At 72.0% G+C, this 15,448-nt stretch carries 13 protein-coding genes; 7 read left to right on the plus strand and 6 right to left on the minus strand.

Annotated elements, in window-relative coordinates:
- Nucleotides 1-9: 9 nt before the first annotated feature.
- Entirely contained in the window at nt 10-492 is a 483-nt protein-coding gene (locus tag FF36_RS05420; protein WP_009741775.1) for a CarD family transcriptional regulator, read from the minus strand.
- A 760-nt stretch (nt 493-1,252) separates the two neighbouring features.
- Between FF36_RS05420 and FF36_RS05425 the strand changes: the two genes are divergently transcribed.
- From FF36_RS05425 to FF36_RS05440, 4 genes are all read left to right on the plus strand, one after another.
- Nucleotides 1,253-2,002, plus strand: a complete 750-nt coding sequence (locus tag FF36_RS05425) for a copper chaperone PCu(A)C domain-containing protein (protein WP_044883883.1) — start codon at nt 1,253-1,255, stop codon at nt 2,000-2,002.
- A gap of 524 nt (nt 2,003-2,526) precedes the next feature.
- Nucleotides 2,527-3,984: a DNA repair protein RadA gene (radA, locus tag FF36_RS05430; RefSeq protein WP_044883884.1), complete on the plus strand. Its 1,458-nt coding sequence runs from the start codon at nt 2,527-2,529 to the stop codon at nt 3,982-3,984.
- Nucleotides 3,985-4,122: 138 nt separating this feature from the next.
- A complete protein-coding gene (gene disA, locus FF36_RS05435) occupies nt 4,123-5,202 on the plus strand; it encodes a DNA integrity scanning diadenylate cyclase DisA (RefSeq protein ID WP_011607569.1) in 1,080 nt (359 codons plus the stop codon).
- A gap of 38 nt (nt 5,203-5,240) precedes the next feature.
- Nucleotides 5,241-6,221 carry an HhH-GPD family protein gene (locus tag FF36_RS05440; RefSeq protein ID WP_044883885.1) on the plus strand — a complete coding sequence of 327 codons (981 nt, stop codon included), beginning with the start codon at nt 5,241-5,243 and terminating at the stop codon, nt 6,219-6,221.
- Nucleotides 6,222-6,319: 98 nt separating this feature from the next.
- Here the strand turns inward: FF36_RS05440 and FF36_RS05445 are convergent, their stop codons facing one another.
- The 5 genes from FF36_RS05445 to pstS form a co-directional block, all read right to left on the minus strand.
- Nucleotides 6,320-7,126, minus strand: coding sequence for a response regulator transcription factor (locus FF36_RS05445; RefSeq protein ID WP_052680969.1), 807 nt, complete (start codon nt 7,124-7,126; stop codon nt 6,320-6,322).
- Between the two features lie 32 nt (nt 7,127-7,158).
- Nucleotides 7,159-7,935 carry a phosphate ABC transporter ATP-binding protein PstB gene (gene pstB / locus FF36_RS05450; RefSeq protein ID WP_011607572.1) on the minus strand — a complete coding sequence of 259 codons (777 nt, stop codon included), beginning with the start codon at nt 7,933-7,935 and terminating at the stop codon, nt 7,159-7,161.
- 185 nt (nt 7,936-8,120) lie between these two features.
- The gene (pstA, locus tag FF36_RS05455) at nt 8,121-9,188 is read right to left on the minus strand and encodes a phosphate ABC transporter permease PstA (RefSeq protein ID WP_044883887.1); all 1,068 of its coding nucleotides are present in this window, start codon (nt 9,186-9,188) and stop codon (nt 8,121-8,123) included.
- Nucleotides 9,185-10,228: a phosphate ABC transporter permease subunit PstC gene (gene pstC / locus FF36_RS05460; protein ID WP_044883888.1), complete on the minus strand. Its 1,044-nt coding sequence runs from the start codon at nt 10,226-10,228 to the stop codon at nt 9,185-9,187. The genes pstA and pstC overlap by 4 nt, the downstream gene beginning before the upstream one ends.
- A 244-nt stretch (nt 10,229-10,472) precedes the next feature.
- The gene (gene pstS / locus FF36_RS05465) at nt 10,473-11,543 is read right to left on the minus strand and encodes a phosphate ABC transporter substrate-binding protein PstS (protein ID WP_044883999.1); all 1,071 of its coding nucleotides are present in this window, start codon (nt 11,541-11,543) and stop codon (nt 10,473-10,475) included.
- A gap of 935 nt (nt 11,544-12,478) precedes the next feature.
- On the opposite strand from pstS, the gene FF36_RS05470 reads away from it, so the two are divergent.
- The 3 genes from FF36_RS05470 (at nt 12,479) to FF36_RS05480 (ending at nt 15,422) form a co-directional block, all read left to right on the plus strand.
- Nucleotides 12,479-12,787 (plus strand): hypothetical protein, encoded by a 309-nt coding sequence (locus FF36_RS05470; protein ID WP_044883889.1) that lies wholly within the window; start codon nt 12,479-12,481, stop codon nt 12,785-12,787.
- Between the two features lie 131 nt (nt 12,788-12,918).
- On the plus strand, nt 12,919-14,325 hold the full coding sequence (proS, locus tag FF36_RS05475) for a proline--tRNA ligase (protein WP_044883890.1): 1,407 nt from the start codon (nt 12,919-12,921) through the stop codon (nt 14,323-14,325).
- 143 nt (nt 14,326-14,468) lie between these two features.
- On the plus strand, nt 14,469-15,422 hold the full coding sequence (locus tag FF36_RS05480) for an acetyltransferase (RefSeq protein WP_044883891.1): 954 nt from the start codon (nt 14,469-14,471) through the stop codon (nt 15,420-15,422).
- Nucleotides 15,423-15,448: the final 26 nt, after the last annotated feature.

Below are 15,448 nucleotides of genomic sequence, written 5' to 3' on the forward strand. Positions count from 1 at the left end.
AGGCCTGGATCAGCCGGCGAGAACCTCGTCGAGCATCGCCTCGGCCTTGTCCTCGTTGGTGCCCTCCGCGAGCGCGAGCTCACTGACGAGGATTTGTCGCGCCTTGCTCAACATCCGCTTCTCACCCGCAGAAAGACCGCGCTCGCGATCACGGCGCCAGAGATCGCGGACGACCTCGGCAACCTTGTTCACGTCGCCGGAGGCGAGCTTTTCGAGATTTGCCTTGTACCGCCGGGACCAGTTGGTGGGCTCCTCGGTGTGGGGTGCCCGGAGCACCTCGAACACCCGTTCCAGCCCATCCTGCCCGACGACGTCGCGCACCCCGACCATGCCGACGTTGTCGGCCGGCACCCGGACAGTCAGATCGCCCTGAGCGACCTTCAGCACGAGATAGAGTCTTTCCTCGCCCTTGATGACGCGGGTTTCTATCGCGTCAATCAGAGCAGCACCATGATGCGGGTAAACAACGGTCTCGCCGACTTGGAACGCCATGTGTCACGTGCCCCTTCCGCCTCTACCAGCGTAACACGCACGCATCGCCGCAGGTCAGACGCGCGCTGCAAGCGCAAGGGCCGCAACGCCAAGCCGAGGGGCCCGGCGGAGCCTTCCGGCCACCGTTCGCGACGGCGGACACCGCCCGACCCGGATCCACGCGCCGATCGCACTTCGCCGCGCACCGACACGAACAGCCCTACCAGGTAAAACAGGCGACAGGTCGACGGACGTTGGCTGCGCGCCCGAGCGTCAACCGCCAGGCGAACGTAGCGCGGACAGACCCCGCTCGCGCGCCGACACGGTGGCGACCGGCCGGGCGGCGGCGCGGTCCGCCGGCCCGGCCCCGGCACCGGCCGCGGCCGGCTCGCCCGCGGGCCGGCCGGGTGCGCGGCGTGACACTGCCCACGTCCCCGACCGGCCCTTCGTGGCCTGTCGGGCCGGTCAGCCCGGCTGCCGGCGCCCGGGCACCGTCCCGGCACGCGCCGCCCACCGGCCCACGCGGGCTGGCCGGGGCCGGCGGCCTGGGCACGTGGCGCCGCCGGGTGGCTAGTGTTAGCCCCGCACGGAGACCTCCGTGGATGGCCACTCGACACCGGCCGTCGGCGGCAGGTCCTCCGGGCACCGGGGGTGACCCCTGCACGCCGGGTCCGACTACCGGCGCCGGGGCGCGCCGCCGGGTGGCCGTCCACGCGACGGCCGTCGACCAGCACCGGCGCCGCCCAACGCGCCGGTCTTGTGCAGGAGGAGCCACCGAGCTGTGAGCCGCCGTCCGGGTGCCCGTTTCCCGTCAGTCACCGCCGTCGCCGAGGCGACGCCCGCCGCCGCACCCCGCGACGACGCCGCGCCGCGCTCAGCATTGCGGCGGCGGATGACCTCCCGCCGGGTGGGCGTCGCCCTGCTGGCCTCGGTGATCGGTTCGGCCGGCCTGGCGAGCTGCGCCTCCGGCAACGACGCGTTGACGAACCTCGCGCGGACCACGACCAACAGCGTCGCGGGGTCCGTAGGTTCCATCACTTTGCGTAACGTCTATGTCGCCGGGCCCGTGTCCCAGGGTGATTCCGCGCCGATCGTGTCGGCGTTCTTCAACGGGGGCGGCGAGCCGGACACCCTCGTCTCGGTGTCCTCGCCGGAGGCCGGCGGCGGCCAGCCGCCGAAGTCGGCGCAGCTCGCCCCCGGCGGCGGCCAGATCTTCATCGCGGACGCCGACGCACCCACCCTGCGGGGCGTGCAGCGCAACCTGCTGATCGGCTCCCAGCTCCCGATCACCTTCACCTTCGCGAAGGCCGGCAGCGTGACTCTGGACGTGCCGGTGGAGCCGGCCGCTCCCGGTGCCTCCGGTGCCCCGACCGAGGCCACCACGAGCACGCAGACGCCCGCCACCGGCTCGGCCTCGCCGAGCGCCGGCGCCTCTCTCTCCGCCCATACCGCCACTCCGGCCGCCGGCACCGCCACCCCGGCCGCCGGCACCCCCACCCCGACGGCCACCGCCACCGCGACCGCGGGCTGAGCCCGCCGAGGCCGGGCCCGGCCCGGCTGCCGCACCGCGGGCAGTGCTCGTGGCAGCCGACGGCCGGGCATCAGCGTGGCGAGCGCGCAGCCGTGCCGCCCTGGACCCGGATCGGCGATTCCGAGGTTCCGCGGGACCGTGGCGCTCTGGACCCGGATGGGCGCTCCCGAGGTTCCGCGGGACCATGCCGCAACTCCCGGCCGTGCTCCCTCGTGGGCCATCAGCCCGTCGGCCCCACTTAGTTGCGCCGGGAACTGCAGGAGCTTGACGACGGTCGTGGGCCGGCGGAACGCCAACAACCTCCTGTAACTGCTGACCGTCCGGTGGCCGGGATGAACACCGACCTGGGCGCCGGCGGACCAGGGCCGGCGCACCAGGGCACCGGTCCAGGGCACCGGTCCAGGGCACCGGCGGCGCCAGCCCGGCAGGGGCTCTGGGCGCCGATTGCGGCTGGTACGGCGTCGTCGGCTCCGGTCCTGGTCACACGACACCTGTGGGCGCCCCCACGCGCGGCTGGCTCCGACATGTCGGACCGGCCGGTTAACGTGGCGCCCATGACATCCACTCGGCCGGCGGCCGGCGGTCGCGCGTCCGGTCGAACGGCGTCGGGCGGGTTCCGGTGCAGCGGCTGCGGGGCGGAGTCCGTCCGCTGGGCCGGGCGCTGCCCGCGCTGCCAGGAGTGGGGGACGCTGGAGGCCCAGGCGCCTGCGCCGCGCCGGACCTCGGGTCTCGGCGGTGCCGGGCGGGCGATCACGGCCACGGAGGTCACGGCGCCGGCGCAGCCGGTGGTGTCCGTCGACGTCACGGCGGCTCGCCGCCGGCCCACGGGCATCGACGAACTGGACCGGGTGCTCGGCGGTGGTCTCGTCCCCGGCGCGGTGATCCTGCTCGCCGGTGAGCCGGGCGTCGGCAAGTCCACGCTGCTGCTGGAGGTGGCCGCCCGCAGCGCGGCCGGCGGGGCCCGGGCCCTCGTCGTCACCGGCGAGGAGTCGGCCGCGCAGGTGCGGCTGCGCGCGGGGCGGACGGGCGCGCTCCACGAGGATCTGTGGATCGCCGCCGAGACGGATCTCGGCGCCGTGCTGCGCCACGTCGAGGAGGTCTCGCCGGCTCTGCTGGTGGTCGACTCGGTGCAGACGATCTCCGCTGCCGGGGTGGAGGGGGCGGCCGGCGGCGTCACCCAGGTGCGCGAGGTCACCGCCGCGCTGATCCGCACGGCGAAGGCACTCGGCCTCGCGACGGTGCTTGTCGGCCATGTGACAAAGGATGGCCTGGTGGCCGGGCCCCGCCTGTTGGAACATCTGGTGGACGTGGTCCTGCATTTCGAGGGTGAGCGGCACTCCGCGCTTCGCCTCGTGCGGGCGGGCAAGAACCGGTACGGCCCCGCCGACGAGGTCGGCTGTTTCGAGATGAGCGACTCCGGCATCCACGGGATCGCCGATCCCAGCGGGCTGTTTCTGTCCCGTTCGGGGGCGGGCGGCCTGGAGGCGGTGCCGGGGACGTGCGTCACCGTGACGGTGGAGGGCCGCCGGCCGCTCGTCGCGGAGGTGCAGGCCCTCGTCGCCGAGACGTCCGCCCAGGTGCCACGACGGGCGGTGTCCGGGCTGGACCCGGCCCGGGTGGCGATGATCCTCGCCGTGGTCGAGCGCCGGGCGAAGGTCCGGTTCGGTAAGGCCGACGTCTACGCCGCGACCGTCGGCGGGGTGCGCCTCGCCGAACCCGCGGCGGATCTGGCGACGGCGCTCGCGGTCGTGAGCGCGGCGCGGGACCGGCCGCTGCCAGCCGATCTCGTCGCAGTCGGGGAGGTGGGGCTGGCCGGGGAGGTGCGGGCCGTGGGTGCCGTCCGCCAGCGGCTCGCCGCGGCGGCCCGGCTGGGATTTCGCCGGGCGCTCGTGCCCACGGGTGCCGGGCCCGGGCCCGAGGGCATGAAAGTCACCGAGGTGCCCGATCTGATCGGCGCCATAACCCGAATGCATGAAGCGTAACAAGAAATATGTCTGTTTTGAGTAATTTCGTTACCCCATGAAGAGCTGGACCGCACCGACTCCGGTCGCCCCGATAGCATCGCGGCAGAAGTGGCAGAGGTGGCAGACAGCGGGGAGCCGAGGAGCTGAGGGAGCCTGATGGCGGGACCACCCGGAGACGACATCTTCCGGGCGACACTGGCCGCGGTCGCCCCCGGAACTCCATTCCGCGACGGCTTGGAGCGCATCCTTCGCGGGCATACCGGGGCGCTGATTGTGCTCGGCCACGACAAGGTCGTCGAGGGTTTGTGCACCGGCGGCTTCGAGCTCGACGTCGAGTTCTCGGCCACCCGGCTGCGGGAGCTGGCCAAGATGGACGGCGCGATCGTGCTGTCCTCGGACCTGCAGCGGATCGTGCGCGCCGCAGTGCATCTCGTGCCGGACCCGACGGTGCCCACCGAGGAGTCCGGTACCCGCCACCGCACCGCCGAGCGGGTCGCCAAGCAGACCGAGTACCCCGTCATCTCGGTCAGCCAGTCGATGCACATCATCGCGCTCTACGTCGCCGGGCGGCGCTACGTGCTCGACGGCTCGGCCGCGATCCTGTCCCGGGCGAACCAGGCGCTGGCCACCCTGGAGCGCTACAAGCTCCGCCTCGACGAGGTCGCGGGCACACTGTCCGCGCTGGAGATCGAGGATCTCGTCACGGTCCGGGACGCGATCTCGGTCAGCCAGCGGCTGGAGATGGTGCGCCGCATCGCGGACGAGATCGAGGGCTACGTCGTCGAGCTCGGCACCGATGGGCGGCTGCTGTCGCTGCAGCTCGAGGAGCTGATGGCCGGCGTCGAGACGGAGCGCGAACTCACCGTGCGCGACTATCTGCCCGCCGGGTCGAAGGCCGGGTCGGCCGCGCAGGTCCTCAGCGAGCTGTCCGCGATGTCGCCGACCGACCTGCTCGACCTCACCGTGCTCGCCCGGGTGATCGGCTTCTCCGGCGGGGCGGACATCCTGGATCGGCAGATCAGCCCACGGGGCTACCGCATGCTGGCGAAGGTCCCCAGGCTGCCGCGGATGGTGGTCGACCGGCTCGTCGACCACTTCGGCACGCTGCAGAAGCTGCTCGCCGCCGGGGTCGACGACCTGCAGGCGGTCGACGGTGTCGGCGAGACCAGGGCCCGCGCCGTGCGCGAGGGCCTGTCACGGCTGGCCGAGTCGAGCATCCTCGAACGCTACGTCTGACCACCCGTCCCGCGGCCGCCCCCCGCCGGCCTGGCACGATGGCGGGGATGACCAGCGCACCGCGGACCGCGCCCGCTTTCCCGCCCGTGGCCACGGCATCGGCCCTGGCCACGGCATCGACCCCAGCCACGGCCACGGCATCGGCCGGGCCTGAGACGCTCGCCGGGCTGGTGCTCGACTGGTTCGCCGCCGCCGCCCGGGATCTGCCCTGGCGGCGTCCCGGGACGACGCCGTGGGCGGTCCTGGTCAGCGAGGTCATGCTGCAGCAGACCCCGGTCACCCGCGTGCTGCCGGTCTGGCAGGCCTGGCTGGACCGGTGGCCGACCCCGGCCGCGCTTGCCGCGCAGCCCGCCGGCGAGGCCGTGCGGGCCTGGGGCCGGCTGGGCTACCCACGCCGGGCGCTGCGGCTGCACCAGGCCGCGGCGGCCGTCGTCGAGCGGCACGGCGGCGAGATCCCGGCGGACCTCGACGCGCTGCTGGCCCTGCCCGGGATCGGGACCTACACGGCCCGGGCGGTCGCCGCGTTCGCCTTCCGTCAGCGCCACCCGGTCGTCGACGTGAACGTGCGCCGCCTGTTCGCCCGCGCCGTGGAGGGCCGGGCGGACCATCCGGCCACCGTCAGCCGCCGCGATCTGGCCGCCGTCGCCGAGCTGCTGCCGACCGACCCCGAGACCGCCGCCATGACCAGCGCCGCGCTGATGGAGCTCGGGGCGCTGGTCTGCGTGGCCCGTACCCCCCGCTGCGCCGCCTGCCCGCTGCTGCACCGCTGCGCCTGGGTGAGGGCGGGCAGTCCGGCCGGGACCGGCCCCACGCGCCGGCCGCAGGGCTACGCCGGCACGGACCGCCAGGTCCGCGGGCGGCTGCTGGCCGTCCTGCGCGACGCCGAGCAGGCGGTCGGCCAGGACCTCCTCGATCAGGTCTGGGACGACCCGGTCCAGCGGGACCGGGCGCTGGCCGGGCTGATCGACGACGGCCTGGTCGTCCGCGTCGCCCCCGGCGTCTACGCCCTGCCGAGCTGACCCGGCGGCGCGAGGTCGAGCAGGCGCGAGGTCGAGCAGACGCGGAGTCAGGCAGACGCAGGGTCAGGCAGGCGCAGGGTCCAGCATGTGAGGTTCGGTCAGGCGGTGGGGTCGGGCGCGGCACGGAACCGGTAGCCGACCCCGCGGATGCTCTCGATGATCGTCGGCTCGCCGGCGGCCTCGCCGAGGCGGCGGCGCAGCCGGCGCACGTGCACGGCGAGCGTGTTGGTCTCGGTGTGCGCCGAGCCCCAGACCTCCCGCAGCAGGGTCTCCCGCGGAACGACCCGTCCGGCCTGCTCCAGCAGCAGCGCGAGCAGCCGGAACTCCCGAGGCGGGACCGACACGACCGCGCCGTCGAGGCGGACCTCGTGGGCCGCCCGGTCCAGCAGCACCGGGCCGCCGCGCAGGACGTCATCCTCCGCCGGCCGGGGCGACTGCGGGCCAGGGCGCCCCGTCCCGATCACGCCGACCATCGCCAGCACCTCGGGCACGCGGTACGGCTTGCCCACGCAGGCGCTCGCGCCCGCGTCCAGGCCGGCCGCGGCGGCCGGCCGGTCGTCGGGACCGACCGCGAGCAGGATCGGCACGTCGTCGTGCCCGGGCACGCTGCGGACCGTCCGCACGACGGTGACCCCGTCGACGACCGGCAACCGAGCGCTGATCAGCAGGGCGGCGGGCTGCTGGAGACCGATTTCCAGCAGGGCCTGCGCGCCGTCGGCCACCACGCTCACCTCGACCCCACCACCGGCGATGGCGTCCAGCATGCCGTCGTCGACCTCGGAGTCCGCGATCAGCAGCGAGGGCCGACCAGCCGACCTGACCTGTGCCGCAGCCCCGTTCCGTCCGGCCACCGGACCACGGTCGGCACCCCCCGGTTGAGCGGACTCACGCCGTACCGGGAGCATCCGCCTGTCCTGACCGTGAACTTCCGCCGGCGTCAGCCGAACCGCCCGGAGACGTAGTCCTCGGTCCGCTTCTCCGTCGGGTTGCTGAAGATCTTCGAGGTCTTGTCGAACTCGACGAGGCGGCCGGGGTCTCCGGTCTTCTCCAGAGAGAAGAACGCGGTGGCGTCACTGACCCGCGACGCCTGCTGCATGTTGTGGGTGACGATGACGATCGTGAAGCTCGACTTCAGCTTCGTGATCAGGTCCTCGATGGCCAGCGTGGAGATCGGGTCGAGTGCCGAGCAGGGCTCGTCCATGAGCAGCACCTGGGGCTCGACGGCGATCGCCCGCGCGATGCACAGCCGCTGCTGCTGGCCGCCGGACAGGCCGGCGCCGGGCCGGCCGAGCCGGTCCTTGACCTCCTCCCAGAGGTTCGCGCCGCGCAGCGACTCCTCGACCCGCTCGTCGAGCAGCGCCTTCTTGCGCACGCCGTTGAGCTTCAGGCCGGCGATCACGTTCTCGTAGATGGACATGGTGGGGAACGGGTTCGGCCGCTGGAAGACCATCCCCACGGTGCGGCGGACGTTCACCGGGTCCGTGCCGGCCCCGTAGAGGTCCTCGCCGTCGAGCAGCACCTTCCCCTCGACGCGGGCGCCGGGAAGCACCTCGTGCATCCGGTTGAGGGTGCGCAGCACCGTCGACTTTCCGCACCCGGACGGCCCGATGAATGCGGTGACGTTCTTCGGTTCGATGGTCAGGTTCACGTCGGCTACGGCCTTGAACTTGCCGTAGTACGCCGTCAGCCCGGTTACGTCGATGCGGGTGGCCATGGCAACCTCGACTCACGATCTGTCTGGACGCTGTTCGATGTCGGACGGGAACGCGGGACGGTACGGGAACGCGGGACGGTACGGGAACGCGGGACGGTACGGGAACGCGGGACGGTACGGGAACGCGGGGCGGTACGGGCCGGCGGCGGCGACGTCGGTGGCGGCGCCACCGGCCCGGGTCCGGGTCATTTCAACCGGTTGCGTCCGGCGAACAGCCGGGCGACGAGGTTCAGCACCATGATGATGATGATCAGCACCAGGGCGGCCGCCCACGCCCGGTCGACCGCGAACTGCTGCGGCTGGCCGGCCTGGGAGTAGATGTACAGCGGCAGGGACGACTGCTCGCCCGAGAACGGGTTCGAGTTGATGAGGTTCGTGCCGAAGACGGTAAGCAGCACCGGGGCGGTCTCGCCTGCCACCCGGGCCACCGCGAGCATGACGCCGGTCACGATCCCGGGCAGCGCGGTGGGCACGACCACCCGCAGGATGGTCCGCCACTGCGGCACGCCGAGCGCGTACCCGGCCTCGCGCAGCTCGTTGGGAACCAGCTTGAGCATCTCCTCGGCGGAGCGCACGACCGTCGGGATCATCAGCACGGCCAGCGCGAGCGCGCCCGCGAACCCGGAGAAGCCCTGGTCGAGAGCGAGCACCCAGAACGCCAGGATGAACAGACCCGCGATGATCGACGGCAGGCCGGTGAGCACGTCGACGAAGAAGCTGATCACCCGGCTGATCCGGCCGCGGCCGTACTCCACCAGGTAGATCGCCACGAGCAGGCCGAACGGCACCGCCAGCACGCTGGCGAGCAGCACCTGCTCCACCGTGCCGATGATGGCGTGGTAGATGCCGCCGCCCACGTCCCGGGCGCCGATGCCGTTCATCGAGTGGGTGAAGAAGCCGGCGTCGAGCCGACCGGCCCCCTTGCTGATCACGCTGACCAGCACCGCGACCAGCGGGATCACGGCGAGCAGGAACGCGGTGTAGACGAGTGTCGTCGCGAACCGGTCCCGCGCCCGGCGCCCGCCCTCGACGACCGTCGAGACAACGGTCGTCGCGATCACGAAGAGGAGCGCGGCCATCAGCACGATCTGGATCTCGCTGTCGACCGGCGTGAGCAGGTAGATCAGCAGGGACACGACCACCGCGCCGGCGGCGACGGCGAGCGGCGCCCAGCGCGGCAGGGTCTGCCCGCGCAGGCGTAGGCGGTCTGGGTCACTGTCGATGTCCGGTCCGGACACGGTCGCGGTGCTCATGCGGAGCTCCCGGAGAACTCGCGGCGGCGCGCGACGATGGCCCGCGCGATGATGTTCACGATCATCGTGACGATGAACAGCACCAGGCCGGAGGCGATGAGCGCGCCGCGGCCGATGTCGTTGGCCTCGCCCCAGCCGTTCGCCACGTTCGCGGCGATCGTGTTGCCGGCGGGCGAGAGGAGGTGCGCGGAGATGTTGAACGAGGCGGGCAGGACCAGCGCGACCGCGATCGTCTCGCCCATCGCCCGGCCGAGACCCAGCATCGACGCGCTGATCACCCCGGGCTTGCCGTAGGGCAGCACCGCGACCCTGATCATCTCCCACCGGGTCGCGCCGAGGGCCAGGGCCGCCTCGCGGTGCGCGATCGGCACCTGGAGGAAGACCTCACGGGACAGGGCGGCCACGATCGGCAGGATCATGATTGCCAGAACCACGGAGGCGACGAAGAGCGAACGCCCCACCGAGTCGCCGCTGAACAGCGGGATCCAGCCGAAGTAGTCGTTCAGCCAGAGCTGGATGCCCTTCATGTGCGGCGCGAGGACGATCAGGCCCCACAGTCCGTAGACGACGCTCGGCACGGCGGCGAGCAGGTCGACGATGTAGCCGAGGACGGACGAGAGCTGCCGGGGCGCGTACACGGTGATGAACAGCGCGATCCCGACTGCCACCGGCACCGCGATGATCATCGCGACCGCCGCCGAGACGACCGTGCCGTACAGGGTCGCGGCCACCCCGAACTTCGGCGGGGTGGCGTTGGGGAACCACTCCTCGGTGGTGAGGAAGTTCCCGGTGTTGGCGTTGAGGGCGTGGGTGGCGCGCAGCACCAGGAAGATCGCGATCACGGCGATCAGCGCCAGCAGGCCGAGGCCGGCCGTGCGGGTGAGGTTCTTGAAGATCAGGTCGGCCGCCCCGACCCGCGCCTTGCCCGCGGCCGCGACCGCGGGCCCGCCGGCCGGCGGTGGGTCTTCCGGCGGGGCCGTCGCCGTGGCGGCCCCCCGCGGCTCGGCGGCGTCCGCCGAGCTGTCCGGCTCCGTCGTCATGGTCCTCTCCTTGGTGCCCGAGCGGGGCTTGGCGATCAAGGTCCCGGACGCGGCACGCGCGGCGGGACGTGGGTGCCGCGGCCGCCGTACATCGACGAAGCCGCGGTGGGTTGTTCACCCCACCGCGGGCACCGGCCGGGCCGGTCGGGTCGTGCGGGCCGCCCCGGCCGGCCCCGGACCGTCATGGTCCGGGCGGCTCGGGGCGGCCGTGCTGCGTGAGCTGTGCGATCGGACAGGCTGCGGGTCAGGCCAGCTTGCCGATGACCGCGCGGACCTTCGTCGCGACCGCGTCCGGCAGCGGCGCGTAGCCGAGGTCGCCGATCGAGGACTGAGCGGCGTCCGAGGCGGTGTAGGTCAGGAAGGACTTGACCAGCGCGGCCTGGTCGGCCGAGAGACCCTTGGTGCAGGCGATCTCGTAGGTGACCAGGTAGACCGGGTAGGCGCCCTTCGTCGCGGTGGCGTAGTCGAAGGTCAGCTTCAGGTCGTCGCCATCGGCGACCTTGGCGGTGCTCAGGCCCAGGGAGGCACCGTCCGTGCTCGGCTCGATGTACTCGCCGGCGGCGTTCTTGACCTTGACGGTCGACAGCCCGGCGTTCTCCGCGTAGGACAGCTCGGCGTAGCCGATGGAGTTCTCCGTGGACTTCACGGTCGAGGTGACGCCGTCACTGCCCTTGGCGCCCTGGCCGCCGGGAGCCTTCCAGTCCGAGCCGGAGTCGAAGGTCCAGTCGGCGCCGCCCGCGCCCTTGAGGAACTTGGTGAAGTTGTCCGTCGTGCCGGAGCCGTCGGAGCGGTGCACCGAGGCGATCGTGGCGTCCGGCAGCGAGGCGGCGCTGTTCTCGGCCTTGATGGCCGGGTCGTTCCACTTGGTGATCTTGCCAGCGAAGATCTTCGCCAGGGTCTGGGCAGACAGCTGCAGGCCGTTGACGCCGGACACGTGGTACATCAGCGCCACCGGGCCGACGGCCATCGGCAGGTCGACCGCGGCACCGCCGGTGCAGCGCGCGTCCGCGTCGGTCTTCTGCTGGTCCTTCAGCGCGGAGTCCGAACCGGCGAAGGCGACCTGCTTGCTGATGAACTGCTGCCGACCGGTCGAGGAACCCGTCGACTGGTAGTTGATCGTCGCGCCGGAGCACGCGTTCTGGTAGGCCTTGACCCACTCGTCGATCGCGTTCTTCTGCGCGGACGAGCCGGAGCCCGTGATGGACCCCTTCGCACACGAGATCGTGCTCGCCTTACTCGACGGCGCCGCGCCCGCGCCGCCGGAGTCGTTGTTGTCGTCAGTTCCGCACGCCGCCACGGTGAGCAGTGCCACCATCGCGGCCCCGACGGCGGCCTGACGCTTGCCTCGGATCACAAGCAACCCTTCGTCCCCGCGCCGTTCATGGCGCGCACTGTCGTCCGCCCCCCGGACTGGGGTGCCGGCGAGAATCGAAGCGATCCGGAGTGAACGAAAGATGAACAAGCGCATACGCCAACCCGTCACCAACCGGAACACATCTATGTCGGACGATTTATGGCCTGTTGACCGGACCGGTTGCCACCACTCCAGAACACCGCGTACTGAACTCTAAGCGCACTGTCACCAACGGCCGGCGCCTCCGGCGGCCGATCATGTCGGACCGACGCCATCGCCGGCCACCGTCCACCACCTCTACGCCTGCGAACTCCGGGACAACCGTCGGACAAGTCGACGACAAGAAGGCGTGGGCGCCGGGACGGTCGGCGGCCCGAGCTGGAGGATGGCCCGGCCGCCCATGCGTCGCCGCGCCGGCCGGCCCGAAGCCCGGATGCCGGCTTTTCGACGTCATCGAACGACATCGAGCCGCTCGGGAATCTTGCGCCGCTGATACCGAATGTTCATCCGCGCGCGTCATGCCCGACCCGGCCCACTGCGCCCGGCGACGCAGTGGGACGGAGCCGGCGAAGCGGCCAACCCGCACGCAGCGCTACGCAGATGATCAGGACTTGCGCCCACAGTCACCGGACGTCCGTTCTGCCCGGAGATCGCCGGTGGCGTTCCACCCGTTCCCGTGCTTTGCTTGTAAGCAACATCGACGTAGCTGACAGCATCCAGTCGAAACCTGAAAGTTCGATCGCGGAGGACGATTCCGCACGATGGTAGCAATGAGAAACATCGAGGCGACGTAGCGAAGTTGTCCCGGTCCAGAGAAGAGCCCGACGCCCGCCAGGCCCGCCGGCCGCACGTGACGCGCCTCGGAACCGACACGCATACAGGAGGACGGCCAGAAGATGAACACCGTCGACAACGACGATCTCCTACCGGAGCCCCGGCCGATCACCGGCGGCCGGCCCGGCTCCCTCGCCGAGGTGGTCACCGTCCACGACGGCCTGGCGATCCGGCACGAGCTGGTCCTGGCGCCGGGAGCCACCGCGGCCGACCTGACCACGGCCATGATCCTCGTCCCGCCCACGGCCTGTCTGGTCAGCCACCACGGGGACGTCGACGTCTCCCTGGTGTTCCAGGAGGTCAGCCGCGACGGGCGGCCGGAGCCGGGCGCCGACCCACTGGAGCACAGCCGAGGCCTGCGTCACCGCTGACCCGGCCCGATCGGGGCCGCCCGCCCGAGCGCCGGCGCGGGCACCCCGAGCGGCACCTCTGCGGTGCCACGCCGCGCCCAGCCCCCCGTCCCGATGGCCCCGCCGCCCGGCACAGGCAATATCGTGGCGAGGTGGCTGTACTCACCTCCCGTGCGACCGACTTCCCGCGCTGGTACCAGGACGTGCTCGCGAAGGCCGAGCTGGCCGACAACGGCCCCGTCCGCGGAACCATGGTCATCCGACCGTACGGCTACGCGATCTGGGAACGTATGCAGGCCGACGTGGACGCCCGGATCAAGGCCGCGGGCGCCGTCAACGCCTACTTCCCGCTGTTCATCCCGGAGAGCTACCTGCGCCGGGAGGCCGAGCACGTCGAGGGCTTCAGTCCCGAGCTCGCCGTGGTCACCATCGGCGGCGGTAAGGAGCTCGAGGAGCCGGTCGTCGTGCGGCCGACCAGCGAGACCATCATCGGCGAGTACCTGGCCAAGTGGACCCAGAGCTACCGCGACCTGCCGCTGCTGCTCAACCAGTGGGCCAACGTGGTCCGCTGGGAGCTACGCCCCCGACTGTTCCTGCGCAGCAGCGAGTTCCTCTGGCAGGAGGGGCACACCGCGCACGTCGACGAGGCCGAGGCCGCCGCCTACGCCCGCCGGATCGCCCTGGAGGTCTACCGCGACTTCCTCACCGATGTGCTCGCCATCCCGGTGTTCATCGGCACGAAGACCCGCAAGGAGCGCTTCGCCGGCGCCACGAACACCATGACCTGCGAGGGCATGATGGGCGACGGCAAGGCCCTGCAGATGGCGACCAGCCATGAGTTGGGGCAGAACTTCGCCCGGGCCTTCGACATCGACTTCCTCGGCGCGGACGGCGCGAAGCACCTGGCCTGGACGACGTCCTGGGGTAGCTCGACCCGGATGGTCGGCGGCCTGATCATGGCGCACGGCGACGACAACGGCCTGCGCATCCCGCCCCGGCTCGCCCCGACCCAGGTCGTGGTGCTCCCGGTGCGCGACGACGAGACCGTCGTCGCGAAGGCCCGCGAGATCGGCGCGGCGCTCACCGACGCCGGACTGCGGGTGCAGGTCGACGCCCGCCCGGGGCTGTCCTTTGGCCGCCGGGTCACCGACGCCGAGATCAAGGGCATCCCGGTGCGGGTCGAGGTCGGCCCGCGCGACCTGGCCGCCGGGAACGTGACCCTGGTCCGCCGGGACACCTCGGCGAAGGCGCCGGTGCCGCTGGCGGAGGCGGCCGCCCGGGTTCCGGCGCTGCTCGACGAGGTGCAGGCCGGCCTGCACGCCGAGGCCCTGGCATTGCGCGAGAGCCGAACGGCGGACGTCACCACGGTCGCCGACGCCGCGCAGGCGGCGCAGACCGGCTTCGCCCGGATCCCGTGGCGCCTCGTGGGCGAGGAGGGCGAGGCACGCCTCGCCGAGGACGCCCTGACCGTCCGCTGCCTGCAGACGCCCGACGGCGAGATCCCGCCCGCCGGCGGCGACCCCGACGACCTGGTCTGCCTGATCGCCCGCTCCTACTGACCGCCGCGTGACGCAGGCGCGCTAGCCGAAACGGGTTATCCGGCTTTGCGGCCCTTCGGCTCGTTTGCTAACGTCACCAATGTCCGAACTGCCCGAAATAGTCCATCCTTGATTCCGTCTTTCGCGCACGCAGAACAGGTAGCATGCTCCGACAAGACGAATTCGAGCAGCTTATTGCCCGGAAAATGGGTCTCGCTGATTCGGCGATCGCCGGCGGCAGCCGGCTCCATGAAGACCTCGGGCTGGATTCCTTCCGGCTTCTGGAACTCTGCCTGTACGTGATCGAGCTCGGAGTCGACCTCTCCGAGGCGAACTGGCTGGAAATCGAGACCGTCGGCGAGCTCTACCACCGTTATCGGGCCGGCCCGCCCGCCGCGGACTCCCAGCCGCTCCCCGCCGCATCGGCAGTGAGCGCCGTACCGGCCGGGATCGGCGTCGGCGCAGCGTCGCTCGACGGGCCCGCGGGCCTCGCCGGGCCGGGCCTCGCCGGGCCGGGGACGACCGGTGCCGCCGCGGCAGCAGCGTCCGCGGCCGCCGGCTCGCTCGCGCTGCCACCGCCGCGGTTCGCCGGGCGGTTTCTGCGGCTGATGCCGGTGCTGCCGGCGTCGACGCCGTTCCTGTACGAGCTCGCGGTCACCCCGGAGATCGGCTTTCGCTGGCGCTACCGGGGCTCGGTGCCGTCGTATCCGCAGTTCGAGCAGGAGCTGTGGCAGGGCGTCCTGACCCAGTTCGTGATCGAGTCGATCGAGACGGCCCGGCCGGTCGGCCACGCGATCTGCTACAACCCGGAGTTCACCCTGGGGTACGCCTACGTCGGCGCGGCGATCTCGGCCGACTACACCGGGTCGGGTCTGGCCGTCGAGGCACTGGACCTGTTCGTGCGTTACGTCTTCGACATCTGGCCGTTCCGAAAGCTGTATTTCGAGGTGCCCGAGTTCAACTACCCGCAGTTCGCGGGGGCCGATCGGGAAAAATCGGCCGGCGGCGCACTCGAACTCGAGGGGCGGCTGCGCCGGCACGACTTCTATCGCGGTCGCTACTGGGACCGTCTCATTCTCGCCGTCTACCGGGACAGCACGGACGGCGACGCCCGATAACGGGATCGTCCGCCGGAGAGGGCGTC

The sequence above is a fragment of the Frankia torreyi genome (assembly GCF_000948395.1).
GTDB lineage: Bacteria > Actinomycetota > Actinomycetes > Frankiales > Frankiaceae > Frankia > Frankia torreyi.

Excerpts from the sequence above, each read along its gene's own strand:
- FF36_RS05420 (WP_009741775.1), bottom strand. The coding sequence starts at position 492 with ATGGCGTTCCAAGTCGGCGAGACCGTTGTTTACCCGCATCATGGTGCT.
- radA (WP_044883884.1), top strand. The coding sequence starts at position 2,527 with ATGTCGGACCGGCCGGTTAACGTGGCGCCCATGACATCCACTCGGCCG.
- disA (WP_011607569.1), top strand. The coding sequence starts at position 4,123 with ATGGCGGGACCACCCGGAGACGACATCTTCCGGGCGACACTGGCCGCG.
- FF36_RS05440 (WP_044883885.1), top strand. The coding sequence starts at position 5,241 with ATGGCGGGGATGACCAGCGCACCGCGGACCGCGCCCGCTTTCCCGCCC.
- FF36_RS05445 (WP_052680969.1), bottom strand. The coding sequence starts at position 7,126 with ATGCTCCCGGTACGGCGTGAGTCCGCTCAACCGGGGGGTGCCGACCGT.
- pstB (WP_011607572.1), bottom strand. The coding sequence starts at position 7,935 with ATGGCCACCCGCATCGACGTAACCGGGCTGACGGCGTACTACGGCAAG.
- pstA (WP_044883887.1), bottom strand. The coding sequence starts at position 9,188 with ATGAGCACCGCGACCGTGTCCGGACCGGACATCGACAGTGACCCAGAC.
- pstC (WP_044883888.1), bottom strand. The coding sequence starts at position 10,228 with ATGACGACGGAGCCGGACAGCTCGGCGGACGCCGCCGAGCCGCGGGGG.
- pstS (WP_044883999.1), bottom strand. The coding sequence starts at position 11,543 with ATGGTGGCACTGCTCACCGTGGCGGCGTGCGGAACTGACGACAACAAC.
- FF36_RS05470 (WP_044883889.1), top strand. The coding sequence starts at position 12,479 with ATGAACACCGTCGACAACGACGATCTCCTACCGGAGCCCCGGCCGATC.
- FF36_RS05480 (WP_044883891.1), top strand. The coding sequence starts at position 14,469 with ATGCTCCGACAAGACGAATTCGAGCAGCTTATTGCCCGGAAAATGGGT.